The 20,376-nt window shown below is 71.4% G+C and carries 13 protein-coding genes; 10 read left to right on the forward strand and 3 right to left on the reverse strand.

Features of this window, described 5'->3' with window-relative positions; all coding sequences use genetic code 11:
• Window positions 1–68 precede the first annotated feature (68 nt).
• The 4 genes from NQO67_RS23400 to serA all read left to right on the forward strand — a co-directional run bounded on the left by NQO67_RS23400 (window position 69) and on the right by serA (window position 5,890).
• Window positions 69–1,943 carry an acetolactate synthase large subunit gene (locus NQO67_RS23400; RefSeq protein ID WP_255952136.1) on the forward strand — a complete coding sequence of 625 codons (1,875 nt, stop codon included), beginning with the start codon at window positions 69–71 and terminating at the stop codon, window positions 1,941–1,943.
• A 20-nt stretch (window positions 1,944–1,963) separates the two neighbouring features.
• Window positions 1,964–2,488, forward strand: coding sequence for an acetolactate synthase small subunit (gene ilvN, locus NQO67_RS23405; RefSeq protein ID WP_255952137.1), 525 nt, complete (start codon window positions 1,964–1,966; stop codon window positions 2,486–2,488).
• A gap of 265 nt (window positions 2,489–2,753) precedes the next feature.
• The gene (ilvC, locus tag NQO67_RS23410; protein ID WP_255952138.1) at window positions 2,754–3,752 is read left to right on the forward strand and encodes a ketol-acid reductoisomerase; all 999 of its coding nucleotides are present in this window, start codon (window positions 2,754–2,756) and stop codon (window positions 3,750–3,752) included.
• A 536-nt stretch (window positions 3,753–4,288) separates the two neighbouring features.
• A complete protein-coding gene (serA, locus tag NQO67_RS23415; RefSeq protein ID WP_374119067.1) occupies window positions 4,289–5,890 on the forward strand; it encodes a phosphoglycerate dehydrogenase in 1,602 nt (533 codons plus the stop codon).
• 278 nt (window positions 5,891–6,168) lie between these two features.
• On the opposite strand, the gene NQO67_RS23420 is transcribed toward serA, so the two are convergent.
• Window positions 6,169–7,644 (reverse strand): MFS transporter, encoded by a 1,476-nt coding sequence (locus NQO67_RS23420; protein ID WP_255952189.1) that lies wholly within the window; start codon window positions 7,642–7,644, stop codon window positions 6,169–6,171.
• A gap of 359 nt (window positions 7,645–8,003) precedes the next feature.
• Here NQO67_RS23420 and NQO67_RS23425 point away from each other — a divergent pair, with 359 nt between their 5' ends.
• Window positions 8,004–8,600 (forward strand): TetR/AcrR family transcriptional regulator, encoded by a 597-nt coding sequence (locus NQO67_RS23425; protein WP_255952140.1) that lies wholly within the window; start codon window positions 8,004–8,006, stop codon window positions 8,598–8,600.
• 101 nt (window positions 8,601–8,701) lie between these two features.
• On the opposite strand, the gene NQO67_RS23430 is transcribed toward NQO67_RS23425, so the two are convergent.
• The gene (locus tag NQO67_RS23430; RefSeq protein ID WP_255952141.1) at window positions 8,702–10,036 is read right to left on the reverse strand and encodes a helix-turn-helix domain-containing protein; all 1,335 of its coding nucleotides are present in this window, start codon (window positions 10,034–10,036) and stop codon (window positions 8,702–8,704) included.
• 344 nt (window positions 10,037–10,380) lie between these two features.
• Here NQO67_RS23430 and NQO67_RS23435 point away from each other — a divergent pair, with 344 nt between their 5' ends.
• The 5 genes from NQO67_RS23435 to NQO67_RS23455 all read left to right on the forward strand — a co-directional run bounded on the left by NQO67_RS23435 (window position 10,381) and on the right by NQO67_RS23455 (window position 16,605).
• Window positions 10,381–11,307 (forward strand): proline dehydrogenase family protein, encoded by a 927-nt coding sequence (locus NQO67_RS23435; protein ID WP_255952142.1) that lies wholly within the window; start codon window positions 10,381–10,383, stop codon window positions 11,305–11,307.
• Window positions 11,308–11,666: 359 nt separating this feature from the next.
• The gene (gene pruA / locus NQO67_RS23440; protein ID WP_255952143.1) at window positions 11,667–13,316 is read left to right on the forward strand and encodes an L-glutamate gamma-semialdehyde dehydrogenase; all 1,650 of its coding nucleotides are present in this window, start codon (window positions 11,667–11,669) and stop codon (window positions 13,314–13,316) included.
• A gap of 330 nt (window positions 13,317–13,646) precedes the next feature.
• Window positions 13,647–13,784: a hypothetical protein gene (locus NQO67_RS23445; RefSeq protein ID WP_255952144.1), complete on the forward strand. Its 138-nt coding sequence runs from the start codon at window positions 13,647–13,649 to the stop codon at window positions 13,782–13,784.
• A gap of 407 nt (window positions 13,785–14,191) precedes the next feature.
• Entirely contained in the window at window positions 14,192–15,229 is a 1,038-nt protein-coding gene (locus NQO67_RS23450; protein WP_255952146.1) for a 3-isopropylmalate dehydrogenase, read from the forward strand.
• A gap of 290 nt (window positions 15,230–15,519) precedes the next feature.
• Window positions 15,520–16,605, forward strand: a complete 1,086-nt coding sequence (locus tag NQO67_RS23455) for a branched-chain amino acid aminotransferase (RefSeq protein WP_255952147.1) — start codon at window positions 15,520–15,522, stop codon at window positions 16,603–16,605.
• A 245-nt stretch (window positions 16,606–16,850) separates the two neighbouring features.
• On the opposite strand, the gene NQO67_RS23460 is transcribed toward NQO67_RS23455, so the two are convergent.
• Entirely contained in the window at window positions 16,851–20,369 is a 3,519-nt protein-coding gene (locus NQO67_RS23460) for a substrate-binding domain-containing protein (RefSeq protein ID WP_255952153.1), read from the reverse strand.
• Window positions 20,370–20,376 lie beyond the last annotated feature (7 nt).

Consider the following 20,376-nt stretch of genomic DNA (forward strand, 5'->3'; position numbering starts at 1 on the left):
CCCCGTATCCGTAACCCAGCTTCGCACCCCCAACCACGCACCAACCCTCGCATCGAGAAGAGACGCCGATGACCGAGCAGGCCTCCGGGGCCCACCATCCGCAGCCGCGGCCCCGATCCACAGGGCAGCCCTCCACCCCCCTCGTCGAGCACGTCACGGGCGCGCAGTCGCTCATTCGCTCGCTTGAGGAGGTCGGCGCGGAGACGGTATTCGGAATCCCCGGCGGTGCGATCCTTCCGGCGTACGACCCGCTGGTCGACTCCTCGCGGGTCCGCCACATCCTGGTCCGTCACGAGCAGGGCGCGGGGCATGCGGCCACCGGTTACGCGCAGGCCACCGGCAAGGTCGGGGTCTGCATGGCCACCTCGGGTCCCGGCGCCACCAACCTGGTCACCCCGCTCGCCGACGCCCACATGGACTCCGTCCCGATGGTCGCGATCACCGGCCAGGTGGCCAGCAAGCTGATCGGGACCGACGGCTTCCAGGAGGCCGACATCGTCGGTATCTCCATGCCGATCACCAAGCACAACTTCCTGGTAAAGAACGCCGAGGACATCCCCCGGACGATCGCCGAGGCGTTCCACATCGCCTCCACCGGCCGCCCGGGACCGGTGCTGGTCGACATCGCCAAGGACGCCCTCCAGGCGCAGACCACGTTCAGCTGGCCGCCCGTCATGGACCTGCCCGGCTACCGTCCGGTGACCAAGCCGCACGCCAAGCAGATCCGTGAGGCGGCCCGGCTGATCACGCAGGCCAAGCGGCCCGTGCTGTACGTGGGCGGCGGTGTGCTCAAGGCGCGCGCCACGGCGGAGCTGAAGGTGCTGGCCGAGCTCACCGGCGCCCCGGTGACCACCACCCTGATGGGTCTCGGCGCCTTCCCCGACAGCCACCCGCAGCACGTGGGCATGCCCGGTATGCACGGCGCGGTCACCGCGGTGGCCGCCCTCCAGAAGGCCGACCTGATCGTCGCGCTGGGCGCCCGCTTCGACGACCGGGTCACCGGCCAGCTGGACAGCTTCGCGCCGCACGCCAAGATCGTGCACGCGGACGTCGACCCGGCCGAGATCGGCAAGAACCGCGCCGCTGACGTCCCGATCGTCGGTGACGCCCGCGAGGTCATCGCTGACCTGGTGCAGGCGGTCCAGCGCGAGCACAGCGAGGGTCACGAGGGCGAGGCCGCCGGCAGCCGCTACGCCGGATGGTGGCGCGATCTGAACCGCTGGCGGGAGACCTACCCGCTCGGCTACGACCAGCCGGAGGACGGCAGCCTGGCCCCGCAGCAGGTCATCGAGCGGATCGGGCAGCTGGCACCGGAGGGCACGATCTTCGCGGCCGGAGTCGGCCAGCACCAGATGTGGGCGGCCCACTTCATCGGCTACGACCAGCCGGCGACCTGGCTGAACTCCGGCGGTGCCGGGACGATGGGTTACGCGGTGCCGGCCGCGATGGGCGCCCAGGCCGGCTGCCCGGACCGCACGGTCTGGGCGATCGACGGCGACGGCTGCTTCCAGATGACCAACCAGGAGCTCACCACCTGCGCCCTGAACAACATCCCCATCAAGGTCGCCATCATCAACAACGGCGCCCTCGGGATGGTCCGCCAGTGGCAGACGCTCTTCTACAACCAGCGCTACTCGCACACCACCCTGCACACCGGCGCGGGTGGCGCGACGGACAGCCGGGAGGCCAAGGGCACCCGGATCCCCGACTTCGTCAAGCTGTCGGAGGCGATGGGCTGTGTCGCGCTGCGCTGTGAGTCCCCGGACGAGCTGGACAAGGTCATCCAGGAGGCCAACGCGATCAACGACCGCCCGGTCGTGATCGACTTCATCGTCCACGAGGATGCGATGGTGTGGCCGATGGTCGCAGCCGGCACCTCGAACGACGAGATCATGGCCGCCCGGGACGTCCGCCCCAACTTCGGCGACAACGAAGACGACTGAGCGAGAGAGACGAAGGAACCATGTCCAAGCACACGCTCTCCGTCCTGGTCGAGAACACCCCCGGCATCCTCGCCCGGATCGCCGCCATGTTCTCCCGCCGCGGCTTCAACATCGACTCGCTCGCGGTCGGTACCACCGAGCACCCCGACATCTCCCGCATCACCATTGTGGTCACCGTCGAGGACCTGCCGCTCGAACAGGTCACGAAGCAGCTCAACAAGCTGGTCAACGTCCTGAAGATCGTCGAACTGGAGCCGGGCGGCGCCGTACAGCGCGAACTCGTCCTGGTGAAGGTCCGCGCCGACAACGAGACGCGCTCCCAGATCGTGGAGATCGTCCAACTCTTCCGTGCCAAGACGGTGGACGTCTCCCCGGAGGCCGTCACCATCGAGGCCACCGGCTCCAGCGACAAGCTGGAGGCGATGCTGAAGATGCTGGAGCCCTTCGGTATCAAGGAGCTCGTCCAGTCCGGCACCATCGCCATCGGGCGCGGCGCCCGTTCCATCACGGACCGCAGCCTGCGGGCCCTGGACCGCAGCGCCTGACCTGCGGCCGGCGGCGTCCCACCCGGACCCGCCGGCCGGCTGCTGCGTACGGGTCGACGACGCCCCGGCGCGCACACCCCCTCCCCCTCCCGCCCTACGGTGGGACGCAACACGAGCCATACCGGCGTGCTGCAATTTCCCGGGGGATGCGGCAGTACACAGTCGCTCCGCGACGGGCCGGACCCCCCACCCAGAAAAACAGACGACGCGGTGTAACCAGCACGGACATCGCGTGGCAAACCTGAGTAATTCAAGGAGACACCCAGTGGCCGAGCTGTTCTACGACGACGACGCCGACCTGTCCATCATCCAGGGCCGCAAGGTCGCGGTCATCGGCTACGGAAGCCAGGGTCACGCGCACGCGCTGTCGCTGCGCGACTCGGGCGTCGACGTCCGCGTCGGCCTGCACGAGGGTTCGAAGTCCAAGGCGAAGGCCGAGGAGCAGGGCCTGCGCGTGGTCACCCCGGCCGAGGCCGCCGCCGAAGCCGACGTGATCATGATCCTGGTGCCGGACCCGATCCAGGGCCGCGTCTACGAGGAGTCCATCGCCGGCAACCTCAAGGACGGCGACGCCCTGTTCTTCGGACACGGCCTGAACATCCGCTACGGCTTCATCAAGCCGCCGGCCAGCGTCGACGTCTGCATGGTCGCCCCGAAGGGCCCGGGTCACCTGGTGCGCCGGCAGTACGAGGAGGGTCGCGGCGTGCCCTGCATCGCGGCCGTCGAGCAGGACGCCACCGGGGGCGCGTTCGCGCTGTCGCTGTCGTACGCCAAGGGCATCGGCGGCACCCGCGCCGGTGTCATCAAGACCACCTTCACCGAGGAGACGGAGACCGACCTCTTCGGTGAGCAGACGGTGCTGTGCGGTGGCGCGTCGGCGCTGGTGAAGGCCGGCTTCGAGACGCTGGTCGAGGCCGGCTACCAGCCGGAGATCGCGTACTTCGAGTGCCTGCACGAGCTGAAGCTGATCGTCGACCTCATGTACGAGGGCGGCCTGGAGAAGATGCGCTGGTCGATCTCCGAGACCGCCGAGTGGGGCGACTACGTCTCCGGCCCGCGGATCATCAACGACGGCACCAAGGCCGAGATGAAGAAGATCCTCGCCGAGATCCAGGACGGCTCCTTCGCGCAGAACTGGATGAAGGAGTACGAGGCCGGCCTGCCGAAGTACAACGAGTACAAGAAGGCCGACCAGGAGCACCTCCTGGAGACCACCGGCAAGAAGCTGCGCAAGCTGATGAGCTGGGTCGACGAAGAGAACTGACGGCGTGCGCCGCGGGGCCGCTCCTACGGGGGCGGCCCCGCGGCCGTAAGGCCGGATGCCACCGCGCCCGGCCCGCCCGCACGACCGGATCCCGTCGGCGAAACCGTCCCCACACGGACGGGCCGGCGCCGCCCGGCCCCGCCGGGTACCCGCCGGATGACCGCCCGCCGTGCCCCTCACATCCCCCGGATCCCTCGGATCCAGCGGATCCGCCGGGCCCGGCGAGGACCCGTCAGGCCGCGTTTGCGCTGCTGGTCAGGGTGCTGTCGTCCGGCTCGTCCGGGTGCACAGCCGTCCGCCCGTCCTGCCACGGACGGGTGATCCTTTCGCCGCGCCGGCAAAAATCCGCACTTCGAATTGTGCGGCCCGCACCGCCACTACACTTGGCTGAACATACGCGTCAGGCCCACAGCGTCGTGCGTCTTCCACGCGGCTAGCACTTCTCCACCGCATGCGGCCGTCGGGACGGGCGGCCCGTTCCCTGCTCCTGCACGAGGAGCATGGGCAGGGACCCACCAGGGACTTGTGAGGCATACGTGAGCACTGAGTCGCAGAAACCCGTTGTACTCATCGCCGAAGAGCTGTCGCCGGCCACCGTTGACGCGCTGGGGCCCGACTTCGAGATCCGGCACTGCAACGGTGCAGACCGCGCCGAACTCCTCGACGCCATCGCGGGCGTCGACGCCATCCTCATCCGCTCGGCGACGAAGGTGGACGCCGAAGCGGTGGGCGCTGCGCGCCGGCTGAAGGTCGTCGCCCGCGCCGGCGTCGGCCTCGACAACGTCGACGTGGCCGCCGCCACCAAGGCCGGCGTCATGGTCGTCAACGCCCCGACGTCCAACATCGTCACCGCCGCCGAGCTGGCCTGCGGCCTGATCATCTCCTCGGCCCGCAACATCCCGCAGGCCAACGCCGCGCTGAAGAACGGCGAGTGGAAGCGCTCGAAGTACACCGGTGTCGAGCTGGCGGAGAAGACCCTCGGCGTCGTCGGCCTCGGCCGGATCGGCGCGCTGGTCGCCCAGCGGATGGCCGCCTTCGGCATGAAGATCGTCGCCTTCGACCCCTATGTGCAGCCCGCGCGTGCCGCCCAGATGGGCGTGAAGGTGCTCTCCCTGGACGAGCTGCTCCAGGTCTCCGACTTCATCACCGTCCACCTCCCCAAGACCCCCGAGACCCTGGGCCTCATCGACGACGAGGCGCTGCACAAGGTCAAGCCGTCCGTCCGGATCGTCAACGCGGCCCGGGGCGGCATCGTCGACGAGGAGGCGCTGCACTCGGCGCTCAAGGAGGGCCGGGTCGCGGGCGCGGGCCTCGACGTGTACAGCAAGGAGCCGTGCACCGACTCCCCGCTGTTCCAGTTCGACCAGGTGGTCGCCACCCCGCACCTCGGCGCCTCCACCGACGAGGCCCAGGAGAAGGCCGGCATCGCGGTCGCCAAGTCCGTACGGCTGGCCCTCGCGGGCGAGCTGGTGCCCGACGCGGTGAACGTCCAGGGCGGGGTCATCGCCGAGGACGTGCGCCCCGCGCTGCCGCTCGCCGAGAAGCTCGGCCGTATCTTCACCGCCCTCGCCGGCGAGGTGGCCGCCCGGCTCGATGTCGAGGTGTACGGCGAGATCACCCAGCACGACGTCAAGGTGCTGGAGCTCTCCGCCCTCAAGGGTGTCTTCGAGGACGTCGTCGACGAGACCGTCTCCTACGTCAACGCCCCGCTGTTCGCCCAGGAGCGTGGTGTCGAGGTACGGCTCACCACCAGCAGCGAGTCCCCCGAGCACCGCAACGTGATCACCGTCCGGGGCACCCTCACGGGAGGCGAGGAGGTCGCCATCTCCGGCACCCTCAGCGGCCCCAAGCACCACCAGAAGATCGTCGCCATCGGTGACTACACCGTCGACCTCGCCCTCGCCGATCACATGATCGTGCTGCGGTACGAGGACCGGCCGGGTGTCGTCGGCGCGGTCGGACGGGTGCTCGGCGAGGCCGGCATCAACATCGCCGGCATGCAGGTGTCCCGCTCCACGGCCGGCGGCGAGGCCCTCGCGGTCCTCACGGTCGACGGCACGGTGCCGGCACCGGTGCTCGCGGAGGTCGCGGCGGAAATCGGCACCGCCTCCGCTCGGTCGGTCGACCTCACGGAGTAGTCCTTGTCCGGCCCGGCCTGGGCCGGTGCCTGTTGGGGGTGCCCTCCCAGGGGTGCCCCCTGGGCCGTTCACCGTCCGGGTGGGGTGGTTGGTGTTGTGCCCGGAGCGCCGGTCGGTGGATGGTTGCTCGCGCAGTTCCTCGCGCCCCTTGGTGGGCGCGTAGCGCCCGCTGACAAGGGGCGCGGGGAACTGCGCGACCAGCCACGACGAGACCGTCAGGTCGTCACCGACCTGAAGAGGGCAGCTTCTGCCGGTCCGGACCACCGGGCTAGCGGGGGCTAGCGGGTGGTCGCAGCCGAGGCCGACGCCGGCGAACCGGGCTCCGGGGCAGCGCCCCGGCTCACGAAGCGCGCGGTGAGCACGGCCGCCGCAAGAAGAACCACCGCACCGACGATCGCAACCACGTTCATCCCTTCGGTGAACGCGGCCCGCGCCCCGTGAAGGAGATCCGCCGCGGCACCGGACGGCAGCCGTGCCGCCTCCGCCAGCGCGCCGCCCAGCGTCTCCCGCGCCCCGGCGGGCGCCGCCGCAGGCACCTCGTGGCGGTAGACGGCGGTGCCAACGGAGCCCAGGACGGCCATCCCCAGCGCGCCGCCGAACTCCTGCCCGGTCTCCAGCAGGGACGCCGCGGCACTCGCCCGGGCCTCCGGAGACGCACCGAGCGCCAGGTCCGTCATCTGGGACATGACGGTCACGATGCCGGAGGCGAGCACACCGGCGCCCGCGAGCACCGTCCACAGCGAGTCCGTACCGGCCAGGGCGAGCAGGCCGTAACCGACCGCGGCGGTACCGAACCCCATGGCGACCACCACTCCGCGGTTCACCCCGCGCTGCACCAGCGCCGTACCGGCCGGTGCGGCGAAGCCGATCAGGACCGAGGGAAGCAGCGCCCACAGCGCCGCCTCCATCGCACTCTTGCCGAGCACCGACTGTAGGTACTGGGTGGTGAACAGCGCCGAGCCGAGCATCGCGAACGAGGCGATCAGGTTCAGTACGACGGCGCTGCCGAAGCCGCGGTTGCGGAACAGCGCGGGCGGGATCAGCGGTGTCGCCGCGGTGCGCTGCCGGCGCACGAACAGCACGGCGAACACCAGCCCCACGGCGAGGGAGAGCCCGTAACGGGCGTGCCAGCCCTCGGAGGGGATCTCCTTGATGCCGTAGACGATGGGCAGCACCGTCGCCAGCGACAACGGCACGCTCACCAGGTCGAACTTCCCGGCCCGTGGATTTCTGGACTCCGGCAGCAGCACCGGCCCGAGCACCAGCAGCAGCACCATCGCGGGCAGGTTGACCAGGAACACCGAGCCCCACCAGAAGTGCTCGACCAGCAGCCCGCTCAGTACCGAACCGAGCGCGATGCCGCCGGTCATCACCCCGGACCAGATACCGATGGCCCGGGCCCGCTGGCCGGCGTCCTGGAACATCTGCCGCACCAGGCCCATCGTCGACGGCATCAGCGTGGCGCCGCCGACGCCGAGCACCGCACGGGCCGCGATCAGGGTCTCGGCGCTGTTCGCGTACGCCGCGGTCAGCGAGGCCGCGCCGAAGGCGGCGGCGCCGATCAGTAGCAGCCTGCGCCGGCCGATCCGGTCACCGAGCGAGCCCATCGTCATGAGCAGCCCGGAGAGCACGAAGCCGTAGATGTCGAAGATCCACAGTTGCTGGGTGCCGCTCGGCCGCAGGTCGGCGCCGATCGCCGGGACCGCGAAGTAGAGCACCGACACGTCCATGGACACCAGCAGCAGCGGAAGCATCAGCACGCTCAACGCCACCCACTCCCGCCGCCCGGCGCGCGCGGGGTGCGGTGCCTGAGGGGGTTGAGGGGTCTGAGAGGGCTGGGTGGTGGTGCTGGGTGAGAGGGGCGGGGTTGGTCGGGCCGCGGGGACGGCTCGGGCCACGGTCGCGCTCGACGGCGCCTTGGAGTGCGTCATGCAAGGAAATGTACGCACGTATTAAACGTATGTCTAGGGCGAACGTATGAGACGTGCGTATGAGACGCTTGTACGGGGCACTGGCGCTGGGGTGGATATCTCGATCTCCCGGGTGAATGCGTGCACCTCGGCACGCGTACACGCGTCTGAGACGGATGTATGGCACGGCATAGGGTGGCTTCATGGGACACCGCGAGGATCTGCTGGAAGGCGCGAAGCGCTGCTTGCTGGAGAAGGGCTTCATGCGCACCACGGCCCGCGACATCGTCAAGGAGTCCGGGACCAACCTGGCGTCGATCGGTTACCACTACGGATCCAAGGACGCCCTGCTGGTGAAGGCGTACGTCGCGCTCATCGAGGAGATGGGGGAGGCCTTCGGTGAGCCGGCGGGTGCGCCGACCGAGGCGCCCCCGGGGTCACTGGAGCGCTTCCGGGAGGTCTGGGCGAACGTCATTCGCGCCGTGCCGCAATCCCGCGCGATCTGGCTGCTGAGCTACGAGTTCCTCTTGCAGGGCGACCGGATGCCCGAAGCGCGCCGGCTGCTGAGCGAGGCGCAGAGCGAGGGGCGGGCGGGGATCCTCCCCTTGTTCAACGGTGTGCCCGAGGAGGACCTCGACAAGGAGACCGTCGAGACCGAGGGGCGCTTCTACCAGACGATCCTGAGCGGCCTCATGGTCCAGTGGCTCTTCGACCCGGACACGGCGACCGACGCCGACCAGCTCACGGAGGGGCTGCGTCGGGTGGTTGCGGGCTTCAAGGCGGCGGGCGACGTGCCGTAGGCGGATGGCGTGCGATAGACGACGTGCAATAGACGTGGGACAGGCGCGACGCGGCACCAGAGTCGAGCTTCCCGGCGCCACGTTTCGCAGGGCCGCGTTCCCTAGAGTCGTGCGCCCTTCAGTGTCATGTGCAGCAGCAGGCGGTCCTCGCCGTTGGCCAAATCGAGGCCGGTGAGCTGTTCGACGCGGGACAGCCGGTAGTAGAGGGTCTGGCGGTGGATGCCCAACTCCGCCGCGGTGCGTCCGGCCTGGCCCGCGCAGTCCAGGAACGCCTCGGCGGTCCGGGCCAGTTCGCGGTGCGCCGGCCTGAGCAGGTTGTGGACGACCGGGTCCAGGGCGGCGGACGCGGGCAGCGCCGTCAGCAGCCGGTACGGTCCGATCGCGGACCACTGGGCGATCGGTCCCAGCCTGCTCTCCGCGCGGGCGGCGCGGGCCGCTGCGCTCGCCTCGCGCCAGGAGCGGGTGAGTTCGGCCAGGCCCCGACGCGGTGCGGCCACCCCGGCCGCCGCGCCGCCCGCGGGGCGCCGCCCGCGCTCACCGTGCTGGCCCTGCTCGCCCCGTAGCCTGCGCTCGGCCGTCTCGTGCATCCGGGTGGCGGCGGACAGGGCGGGCGTGAGCACGTCCGGGGCGCGCAGCCGGATCAGGACCGCGAGACTCTGCCCGCCGTCCGTGCCGCCGGCAGCGCCGGGCGCGTGGGTGGCCTTGCCGGGGGCGGCGAGGTTTCCGGCCACCCCGGCGGTTGCGTCCCACGGCACGGTGCACACCGCCGAGGCGCCCGGCAAGGTGCGCGGTGCCGGGACGTCGTCCGGGTCGGCCGAGGGCCACGGGGTCACGCAGACGATGGTGTGCAGGCCGTCCGCGTCGGCGCCCAGCTCGGCGCGGAGGGCGGCGAGATCGGCGGCGACGAGGGCCGCGGCCTCCGCGGCACCGGCCGCCCCCGCGTGCCGCGCGGCACGGCCGCCGGCGGTCAGGACGGTCCGGAACTCCCTGGTCAGATCCGCTCCGGCGCGCACCTCCGCAGCGAGCAGCGCACCGATCCGGGTGGCCACCTCCATGGCGGCGGACAGTTGCTGCTCGTCCGGCCTGTCCCCGCCGGGCGCGTCGAGCAGCCATACGTAGCCCAGGACGACACCTCGATGGCGTACCGGGAGGCAGGTACGACCGCGGTGCACGCCCGCCTCGGGCGCCACGGGGATATGCACCGGGCCGGTGGCGCGGGTGATGCCGAAGGCCTCGAACCAGGTGCGGACCGCCGCCGTGGAGTGCCGGGTCAGGATCGAGTGGGTGCGTACCGGGTCGAGCGAGGAGGCGTCGAAGTCGCTGCCGCTGCCCTGTGCACCATAGGCGATCAGGCTGAAGTCGCGGTCCTCCAGCGTCGCCGGGGTGCCGAGCAGGACCGAGATCTCATCTACCAGCTCCTGGTAATCGCCTTTCACGCCCCCATTACACCCCCTTTCACTACGGCGCCTGCCTCGTGTCCCCGTCGCGCTCCCTGCCCCACCCTTTCAGACATATGTCTGAGATCCAGGCCACGGATGCGTGACAGCTGTCGATGGCGGACGATCAGAGAGATCCTTAGATTTCACGGTGGTTCTCCGTATTGCGTCCCGGCTTATTCCGAACCATCCGCATATAGGGCGTGAGCTCGACGGCGGGCACTGGCTCGAAACGGCCCGGTCGTACCCGCGGCCGTCCGCGCAGGGCGGCGTCCATGTGGCCATGGGCGTCCGGCCGGCACGGGCCGCACACGGCGACGGTCCTACTCCCGTGGAGGTGCCCCGTGCTGGGTCCCGTGATACTCGCCGCTTCGCGCAGCGGCGTCACCCGCCGCGTCCTGACCACCGCGCCCCTGACCAGGCCTGTCGTCAGCCGTTTCATCGCGGGCGAGACCATCGGCGCGACCTTGCCGGTCGTCAAGGACATGACCGACCGGGGTCTGGACGTCACTCTGGACGTGCTCGGTGAGGACGTCACGGACCGGGCTGACGCGCTGCGCGCCCGGGACGCGTACCTGCGGCTGATCGAGGCACTGGCGCCGCTGGGGCTGGAGATGCGCGCCGAGGTGTCGGTGAAGCTCTCGGCGTTCGGGCAGACGCTGTCCGGTGGCCATGACCTCGCCCTCTCCCATGCCACGGAGGTCGCCGAGGCTGCCGGGCGGATCGGCAGCACTCTCACCCTGGACATGGAGGACCACACCACGACCGATTCGACCCTCGCCGTCCATGCCGCACTGCGTACCCGCTTCCCTTCGACGGGCGCGGCCGTCCAGGCGTACCTGTTCCGCAGCGAGGACGACTGCCGGGCGTTGGCGCGGGCAGGTTCCAGGGTGAGACTGGTCAAGGGGGCCTACAAGGAGCCTCCTGCCGTCGCCCACCAGGACAAGGCGGAGGTCGACAAGGCGTATGTCCGCTGCCTGAAGATCCTCATGGCGGGTGAGGCGTATCCGATGGTCGGCTCGCACGATCCGCGCATCGTCTGCGTGGCGCAGGATCTGGCCCAGCGTGCCGGTCGCGGCCCGGACGGGTACGAGTTCCAGATGCTCTACGGCATCCGGCCCGACGAGCAGGCCCGGCTCGCCGCCCAGGGTCATCGGATGCGCATCTACACCGCCTACGGGACCGACTGGTACGGCTATTTCATGCGCCGCCTGGCGGAGCGCCCGGCCAACCTGGCGTTCTTCCTACGCTCGATGGTCACCCGGGGGTGACCCCGGGCCCACCCGGCACCCCGGGCCCACGCCGACTGATTCACACCGCCACATCACCGACCGACTCACACCACCCCACACACCTGACTGACTCACGCCGCCCACGCCGGCGACCGACTCACACTCACACCACCCCACACCACCGACTGATTCACATCGCCCACCCCGGCGACCGACTCACACCACCCCACACCGCCCACCGACCCACAAAGCCCCACGCCACCGGCTGATTCACACCACCCACGCCGGCGACCGACTGATAACGCCCCACTACAGCAACCATCAATTGAGCAACCCCAACGGCGATCAACCAGGTCCGCGAAAGCGGCGCCGGTTTAGGCGCAAAGAAAGGCATCACCATGGACGCTGTGACCCAGGTCCCCGCGCCGGTCAACGAGCCGGTGCTCGGCTATGCGCCCGGCTCCCCGGAGCGCACCCGGCTGGAGGCCGCCCTCAAGGAGCTGGCGGACAACCCGACCGACCTTCCGATGACCATCGGGGGTGCGCGGCGGCTGGGTGGTGGCGAGCCTTTCCGGGTCGTGCAGCCGCATAACCATCGCGCCGTGCTCGGCACCGCTCGACAGGCCACCCGGCAGGATGCACAGGATGCCATCGACGCGGCGCTTGCCGCTGCACCCGGCTGGCGTGCGATGTCGTTCGACGATAGGGCTGCGATCTTCCTGCGCGCCGCCGACCTGCTGTCTGGGCCGTGGCGGGAGACGATTGCCGCCGCGACGATGCTCGGGCAGTCCAAGACCGTGCAGCAGGCGGAGATCGACGCGCCGTGCGAGTTGATCGACTTCTGGCGCTTCAACGTCAAGTATGCCCGTGACCTGCTTGCGGAGCAGCCGGTGGCGCAGTCGCCGGGGGTGTGGAACCAGCTTGATCACCGGCCTCTCGAAGGTTTCGTCTACGCGATCACGCCGTTCAATTTCACCGCCATCTCCGGCAATCTGCCCACCGCGCCGGCCCTGATGGGCAATGTGGTGATCTGGAAGCCGTCGCCGACGCAGACGCTGGCGGCGGTCCTGCTGATGCGGTTGTTGGAGGAGGCGGGTCTGCCCAAGGGCGTCATCAACCTGCTGACGGGTGACGGCACCGCTGTGTCCGAGGTGGCGCTGGCCCACCGTGATCTCGCGGGTGTCCACTTCACCGGTTCGACGAAGACGTTCCAGTACCTGTGGAAGACGGTCGGCGAGAACATCGGGACGTACCGGACCTACCCGCGCATGGTCGGCGAGACCGGCGGCAAGGACTTCCTCGTCGCCCATCCGAGCGCGGACCGTGCCGTGCTGAAGACGGCGCTGATCCGTGGTGCCTTCGAGTACCAGGGCCAGAAGTGCTCGGCGACCTCGCGCGCGTATGTGCCGGCGTCGATCTGGAACACCGGCTTCCGTGAGGAGTTCGCGGCCGAGGTGGATGGCATCGCGATGGGTGACGTCACCGATCTGTCGCACTTCATCGGCGCCGTCATCGATGAGCGGGCCTTCGCCAAGAACAAGGCGGCCATCGACCGCGCCGAGGCGGACCCGTCGTGCACCGTGGTGGCCGGCGGCAGCTACGACGACTCGGTCGGCTACTTCGTCCGGCCCACCGTCGTCACCTGCACGGACCCCGAGAACGAGGTCTTCACCACGGAGTACTTCGGCCCGTTCCTCGCCGTGTACGTGTACGACGACACGTCCGGTGACGCGGCTGCGGCGTACGAGGCGATGCTCGACCAGATGGAGTCGGTCTGCGACTACGCCCTGACCGGCTCGGTCGTCGCGGGGGACCGTGCCGCGATCGCCCTCACGCGCGAGAAGCTGCGCTACGCGGCCGGCAACTTCTACATCAACGACAAGTCGACGGGCGCCGTCGTCGGCCAGCAACCCTTCGGTGGTGGACGGGCCTCGGGCACGAACGACAAGGCGGGTGCCCCGCAGAACCTGATGCGGTGGACGCTGACCCGGGCGATCAAGGAGGCCCTGGTGCCGCCGACGGACTACACGTACCCGCACATGGGCTGACGACCGCCCTTCCGCGACCCGTTCCACCGCAGGGCCGGCCCCACGACCGGGGCCGGCCCTGCGGTGTGCCCGGGCGGCTCTCGCGTGCCCCGACACCACCCCGGGGCAGGCTTTCGGGTGATGTCCGTCTCAGATAGTAGGAAGTCCGAATACTTGTGGAGACAGGAGCGCGTTCCTCGCCTAGCTTTGTAGGAGCCGAACGTCTCGCTGATCCAGCGAAGGCGGATGTGGGCCACCGCCCGATGCAGGCGATCCCTGCGGCGTGCGCCCCCCGCCCCTCCGGCCACCCCTCTCTCAGCGCTCCCTGATTGCACCGAGGAGTCGATCAGCATGGCCGAGACGACCGTCCGCCGAGTCCGCCGCACCCGCACCCGTCTCAGTGAGGCGGAGCGCAAGAACGCCGCCGCTGCCCTCCAGCGCGCCCTCGACCGCCGGGACAACGGCGGCGTATGGGGCCACGGCAGCTGAGCCGGCGCCGCGCCGCACGCCGCACCACCCGCGTCGCTCCAGCCCGCCCCGTCGTTTCAGCGCACCGGCCGCCCGGTTCCGCGGCGTTGCACGTCACCGCAGCGCCGTGAACCCGCATCGCACTGCTGATCGGTGCGCCCCGCGCGCCCCGCAATCACCGGTCGCCGCCCGCCGGCCTGCCCGTCTCCGGCAGCCGGAGCAGGCCACCGCGTCCTCGCCCCACCCCACCCGCACATCACCGCCCGGGTCGCCCCGTGCCGCGCTGCCGTGCTCGCCGCCTCTGACGCGGCGCACCGGCCATGGCGTGGTACCGGGTGCACGTGCCCGGCACGCACACACGTCCCGTCGGTCGTCCGCATGTTGGACCTCCTATGTCATTCCCTGGGACGGGGAGTAAGGTTCGCGGCATGTCTCGCAGCATCAATCTCGCAGTGATCCCCGGCGACGGAATCGGCCCCGAGGTCGTGGCCCAGGGGTTGAAGGTCCTCCGCGCCGTGCTCCCTCAGGAAGTGAAGCTGGAGACCACCGAATACGATCTCGGCGCCCAGCGCTGGCACCGCACCGGTGAGACCCTGCCGGACGCCGAACTCGAAGCCCTCCGGCAGCACGACGCGATCCTGCTCGGCGCCATCGGCGACCCGTCGGTGCCGTCCGGCGTCCTGGAGCGTGGCCTGCTGCTCAAGCTGCGGTTCGCCTTCGAGCACTTCGTGAACCTGCGCCCGAGCAAGCTCTTCCCGAAGACGCCGACCCCGCTCGCCGGCCGCCCCGACATCGACTTCGTCGTCGTCCGCGAAGGCACCGAGGGCCCCTACACGGGCAACGGCGGCAGCCTGCGCACCGGCACCCCCGCCGAGGTCGCCACCGAGGTCAGCGTCAACACCGCCTTCGGTGTGGAGCGCGTCGTGCGGGACGCCTTCGCGCGTGCCCAGGCCCGCCCCCGCCGCAAGCTGACCCTCGTCCACAAGAACAACGTCCTGGTGCACGCCGGCCACCTGTGGAAGAACATCTTCGACCGGGTCGCCCAGGAGTACCCCGAGGTCACCACCGACTACCTGCACGTCGACGCCGCGACGATCTTCTTCGTCACCCAGCCGGAGCGCTTCGACGTCATCGTCACCGACAACCTCTTCGGCGACATCCTCACCGACCTCGCCGCCGCCATCACCGGCGGTATCGGCCTGGCCGCCTCCGGCAACATCAACCCGACCGGCAGCCACCCGTCGATGTTCGAGCCGGTGCACGGCTCGGCACCCGACATCGCGGGCCAGGGCAAGGCCGACCCGACCGCGACGATCCTGTCCGTCGCCCTCCTGCTGCGCCACCTCGGCCACGACACCGAGGCCACCCGCATCGAGGACGCCGTCTCCGCCGACCTCGCGGAGCGTGACGGAGCCCGCAGCACCGACGCGATCGGTGACGCCCTCGCCAAGCGAGTATCCGCCTGAACCGGCGGACCCACCTGAAGCCGCCGGGACCTCATGGCCCCCGGCGGCTTCTCCATGCGGCGCCGGGTGCCACCACCATCCGGGCCGCATCCGAACTCTGCCCTTTCGCACCGTACGCGGCGACAATCGAACGTAGTGCCGCAGGCAGGGAAGCTCGGACGTCCTAGTATTTCCGTGCCTCCGCTCGCCCCGGGACGGCCTTGAAGGCCCCGCGAGGCGGCGCAGCACCGATGCAGGGACGTACGGGCGTAAAGGCGCGGCCGTCATCATCACAGTGAAGGACAAGACTCATGACGACGCCCACGATCGAGCTGAAGCCCTCCGCACACCCGCTGGCCGACGCGGAGCGGGAGGCGATTCTGGCCAACCCCGGTTTCGGCCGCCACTTCACCGACAACATGGTGACGATCCGCTGGACCGAAGGCCGTGGCTGGCACGACGCGCAGCTCGTCCCGTACGCGCCGCTCTCCATCGACCCGGCGAACATGACCCTGCACTACGCGCAGACGATCTTCGAGGGCCTGAAGGCCTACCGGCGTCCCGACGGCAGCGTGGCGACGTTCCGGCCGGAGGCCAACGCCGAGCGGTTCCAGACCTCGTCCCGCCGGCTGGCGATGCCCGAGCTGCCGGTCGAGACGTTCGTGGCCGCCTGTGACGCCCTGGTCAAGCAGGACAAGGCATGGGTGCCGCCGCACGGCGAGGCCTCCCTGTACCTGCGCCCGTTCATGTTCGCCGCCGAGGTGGGCCTCGGCGTCCGGCCGGCCAACGAGTACCTGTTCATGGTGATCGCCTCGCCCGCCGGGCCCTACTTCGAGCGGGGCGTGCAGCCCGTCTCCGTGTGGCTCTCCGAGAACTACGTGCGCGCCGTCAAGGGCGGCACCGGCGCCGCCAAGACCGGCGGCAACTACGCCGCGTCGCTGCTCGCCCAGAAGGAGGCCCAGGACGAGGGCTGCGACCAGGTGGTGTGGCTGGACGCCGTCGAGCACCGCTGGGTGGAGGAGATGGGCGGCATGAACCTGTACTTCGTGTACGGGGACCGCATCGTCACCCCCGCGCTCACCGGTTCCCTGCTGCCCGGCATCACCCGTGACTCGCTGCTCACCATCGCCCGGGACCTCGGCTACACCGCCGAGGAAGGCCGCATCTCCACCGAGGACTGGCGGCGCGACACGGCGAACGGCACCCTCACGGAGGTCTTCGCCTGCGGCACCGCGGCCGTCATCACGCCCGTGGGCACCGTCAAGTCCGAGGCGGGGGAGTGGACCCAGGGCGACGGGCAGACCGGCGAGGCCACCGCCCGGCTCCGCAAGGCCCTCCTCGACCTCCAGACCGGGGCGGCGCCCGACCCGTACGGCTGGATGCACGAACTGGGCTGACGCCCAAGGCCTGCCATTGCGGTCTGGGGCCGCCCCGTCGACCCAAAGGGCGCGAGGAACTGCGCGCCCAGCCACGACAAGGCCCCCGGGGCGTCACCGTCCCGAGGGGGCTGTTGCTGCCGTGTCCGGACCACCGGCCCGGTGGTGGGCTGCTCGCGCAGTTCCCCGCGCCCCTTTGGGGCGCAGAGCGCCCTGTCGGCGGCGCGGGGAACTGCGCGCCCAGCCACGACGAGGCCGTCGGGTCGTCACCGGCCTGGAGGGGCCGCCGGGGTCGCCTCCGGGCCACCGGCCGGTGACGGGACGCCCGCGCCCGCACCGGTCCGCAGCCCCGCATCCCGGTAGGCGTGCGGGGCGAGTCCGGTGACCCGGTGGAAGACGCGGCTGAAGTACGCACGGTCGTGGAAGCCGACGGCGCGGGCCACCGTCTGCACGCTGTCGTCGCTGTGCTCGAGCCGCTGCTTGGCCCGCTCGATGCGCAGCCGGGTCAGGTACTCCCACAACGTCACGCCCATCTCGCGGTGGAACAACCGCCCCAGGTGGTCCTCGCTCAGCCCGGCCGCCTCGGCGACCTGGCGCCGCGAGAAGCGGTGGCGGTAGTGCTGCTCCAGGTAGGCCAGGGCGTAGCGGACCGGGGCGTAGGTGCGCTGGGTGGCCGAATCGGTGCGCTGAAGCATCTGGGTGAGCAGCTGGGCGGTCTCCGCGTCGGTGAGGACGTCACGGCCCAGCAGCACCACCTCCGGATGGCGCACCGCGCGGCGCGCCTCGGCCCAGGTGAAGCCGGACGAGCTGAGCATCAGCACCGGCACTCCCGGCTGCCCGGCCACCTGCCCGGTCGTCTCGCGCAGCCGCTCCACCAGCTCGAAGCCGTCCATGTCGGGCAGTGTCTTGTCGACGACGAGCAGCGCCGGCGGGTCCTCGGCGAACAGGGCGCAGGCGGTGGCGCCGTCGGCGGCGGCCCGTACGCCACGCCCGGGCAGTACCCGGCCGGCCAGCCGGCGCAGCCACTCACGGCAGCGCGCCGAGCCGTCCACCACGATCACCGGCTCGGTCGGCCCCGGCGGGCGCAGCGCCCGCAGCGCCTCGCCGAGCGAGTCGCCGGTGACCGGCCCGTACAGCAGGAACGGCACGTGCTTCAGCGCCGGGTGGGTGGCCAGGCGGTTGACCGTGGCCCACTCCTGCGGCCGGACCTCGCAGGCGTCCCAGGCGACCGCGGCCGGCGGCTGCTCCGCGACCAGGGCCGTGATCTCGTCGTCCGGATGCAGCACCCGCACCTGCAACCCGTGCTGCCCGGCCAGCGCGGTGATCTCGGCGGGCGGTTCGGCCGGCGCGGCCACCAGCACGGTGCCGCCGGACGGCACGGAGTGTCCGGTGGGGGTCGGCAGCGGCAGGTCGAGCCGGAACTCGGGCGGGTCGACGGCACGGTGCAGCGTGACGGTGCCCCCGTGCAGCGCAGCGAGCCGCCGCGCCATGGCCAGGTCGAGCCGGCTGCCCGGCACCTGCGCGGCGAACGGTGCGAAGAGCCGCTCGTCGAGGTGCTCGTCGTCCTCCGGCAGCCCGGAGGCGACCAGCAGCTCGGGAGCGGCGACGGTGACCCGGACCCGGAGCGCGGCGGGCCTGGCCTCCGCGGTCAGGCTGGTGTCCGGGCCGGCCGCCACGGTGAGCAGATTGACCACGATCTGGCGCAGCCGGGCCGCGTCCGCCTGCAACGCGGGCAGCCGCCGCGGCAGCGCCAGCCGCCAGTGCTGCCGCCCGGGTGCGGCGCCCGCCACCGCGGTGAAGGCGTCGGACAGCACCGACCGTGGATCGAGCAGCCGGCGCGTCACGTCCAGCGTCTCGATGCCGGACCGGGACAGCACCAGCAGGTCGTCGATGAGCCGCAGCAGCCGCGTGGCGTGCTCGGCGGTGGCCGGATCGCGGTCCTGGGTCTGCCGCCAGATCGCCTCGACGGGGGTGCGCAGCTCGTCCGCCGCGTTGTCCAGCAGGCTGGTCTTGAACTGGCTGGCCTGCTCGGCCGCGTCCCGGGCGCTGCGTACCTCCTCGAAGAGGCGTACGCCCTTCAGGGCCGCGCTGATCTGGTCGCCGAGCGCCCGGAAGAGCGCCCCCTGCCGGGCGGCCACGGTACGCGGCCCGGTGTCGAACAGCGCGAAACCGAGCCGCTCGCCACCGATCGACAGCGGCTCCAGCACCAGCGTGCGGCGCCGCCCCTGCGGCGGCCGGAGCGCCTCGCCGTCGTCGGACGCCGTGAGCAGGGTGCAGCCGGGCACGTCCAGGCTCGGCAGATGGCGTTCGAGCGCGGCGGTGATCTCCGCGGTGTCCGCTGCCGTGGTCAGCGCGGTGCCCAGCGCGCGCAGCCGTCGCGACTCCTGCTCCATGCCCCAGCGCTCGTACTCCAGCAGCCGCTGCGACTTGTCGGCGACGAGCAGCCGGCCTTGGCCGACGAGATGCTCGGCGCGCGCCCGGGTGGCGTCGTCGGGCAGCGCGGGCAGTGCGCTCGCGCGCAGCCGCAGCAGGGCGCGGTCCCAGGCGGCGGCGGACGGTGAGGTACTCAACAGCCCGCTCAGATGCTGTTCCAGCAACCCCAGGAAGTCCGCGCCGTCCGTGTCGAGCGGGTCGCGGGTGGCGTGCGCGCGCAGGGTCGCGGCGAGCTCGGCGTCCGCGACGGGCAGCCCCTCCTGCGCCGGCTCGTCTCCGGCGGGGGACGCCCCGGCGCCGGTGTCGTCCGGTTCCGCCGGGGCGGCGCCGGGCGCGCCCTGGGCGACCAGGGGCGAGGGGCAGCCGCACGAGCGGCGCACGACGAGCTGGCCCGGCACCACCCGGCGGGCCGGCGGCGCGGTGCCGCGCAGCCGGGCCAGCAGCGTCTCCACGGCCAGCGCGCCCAGCTCGGCGAAGGGCAGCGCGACCGAGGTGAGCGGCGGATCGCTCAGCCGGGCCTCGGTCGAGTCGTTGAAGCTGATCAGCGCCACGTCCTCGGGCACCCGTACGCCGCGCTCGGCGAGGATGCGCAGCGCATCGGCGGCGAGCACGTCACTGCACGCCACGACCGCGTCGAAGTCCCGGCCCGGCTTCAGGCCGCGCACGTCGAGCAGCACCCGCATGGCGGCGGCGCCCGCCCCGCCCGCGAAGTCCACGGACGCGGCGACCAGCGACCGGTCGTACGGGATGTGGTGGCGGCCCAGCGCGTCGGTGTAGGCGCGGAAGCGGTTGACCGAGACCGGGTGGGCCAGCGGCCCCCGGATGCAGGCGAGCCGTCTGCGGCCGTGGTCCTGGACGAGGTGGGTGATCGCCTTGCGCATGCCGGCGTAGGAGTCGAGCAGCAGGGTCTCGTGGTCGCCCAGCTCGCGGTTGAGGCTGATCACCGGCAGCCCGCGCAGCCGCCCCGCCAGCCGGTCGGCGGCGCGCCGGGCGGCGTCCTCGGTGCGGTCGTCCGGCGCGCCGGGTCCGGGGCGCTCGGTGCCCGTCTCCGCGGGCAGCCCCAGCGTCGACGTCCAGCAGATGACGCCGTCCAGGACCCGGTCGTCGACGAGGTCGTAGGCGGCGTTGCGGGTGCCGCTCGCCGGGCTCAGGGGGTCGCCGGGGAAGCAGATGAGATGCGCGTCGGCGCGCTCGGCGGCCGCCAGCACGCCGGACCAGAGGCTGACGCCGACACCGAGGTGGATGTTGGCCGCGACCAGGCCGATGGTGGGACGCCGGGAATCCCCGGGCGGTTCACCTGGCGTGCCCCGCGGGCGGTGCGGCGGCCGAAACGGCGGAGTGGGTTCCGCCATCGTGAAG

Origin of the sequence: Streptomyces odontomachi, from assembly GCF_024435355.1 — a bacterium.
In the GTDB taxonomy this organism is placed as follows: domain Bacteria; phylum Actinomycetota; class Actinomycetes; order Streptomycetales; family Streptomycetaceae; genus Streptomyces; species Streptomyces odontomachi.

Excerpts from the sequence above, each read along its gene's own strand:
- pruA (WP_255952143.1), top strand. The coding sequence starts at position 11,667 with ATGGACGCTGTGACCCAGGTCCCCGCGCCGGTCAACGAGCCGGTGCTC.
- NQO67_RS23425 (WP_255952140.1), top strand. The coding sequence starts at position 8,004 with ATGGGACACCGCGAGGATCTGCTGGAAGGCGCGAAGCGCTGCTTGCTG.
- ilvN (WP_255952137.1), top strand. The coding sequence starts at position 1,964 with ATGTCCAAGCACACGCTCTCCGTCCTGGTCGAGAACACCCCCGGCATC.
- NQO67_RS23455 (WP_255952147.1), top strand. The coding sequence starts at position 15,520 with ATGACGACGCCCACGATCGAGCTGAAGCCCTCCGCACACCCGCTGGCC.
- NQO67_RS23450 (WP_255952146.1), top strand. The coding sequence starts at position 14,192 with ATGTCTCGCAGCATCAATCTCGCAGTGATCCCCGGCGACGGAATCGGC.
- NQO67_RS23445 (WP_255952144.1), top strand. The coding sequence starts at position 13,647 with ATGGCCGAGACGACCGTCCGCCGAGTCCGCCGCACCCGCACCCGTCTC.
- NQO67_RS23420 (WP_255952189.1), bottom strand. The coding sequence starts at position 7,644 with ATGCTTCCGCTGCTGCTGGTGTCCATGGACGTGTCGGTGCTCTACTTC.
- NQO67_RS23400 (WP_255952136.1), top strand. The coding sequence starts at position 69 with ATGACCGAGCAGGCCTCCGGGGCCCACCATCCGCAGCCGCGGCCCCGA.
- NQO67_RS23460 (WP_255952153.1), bottom strand. The coding sequence starts at position 20,369 with ATGGCGGAACCCACTCCGCCGTTTCGGCCGCCGCACCGCCCGCGGGGC.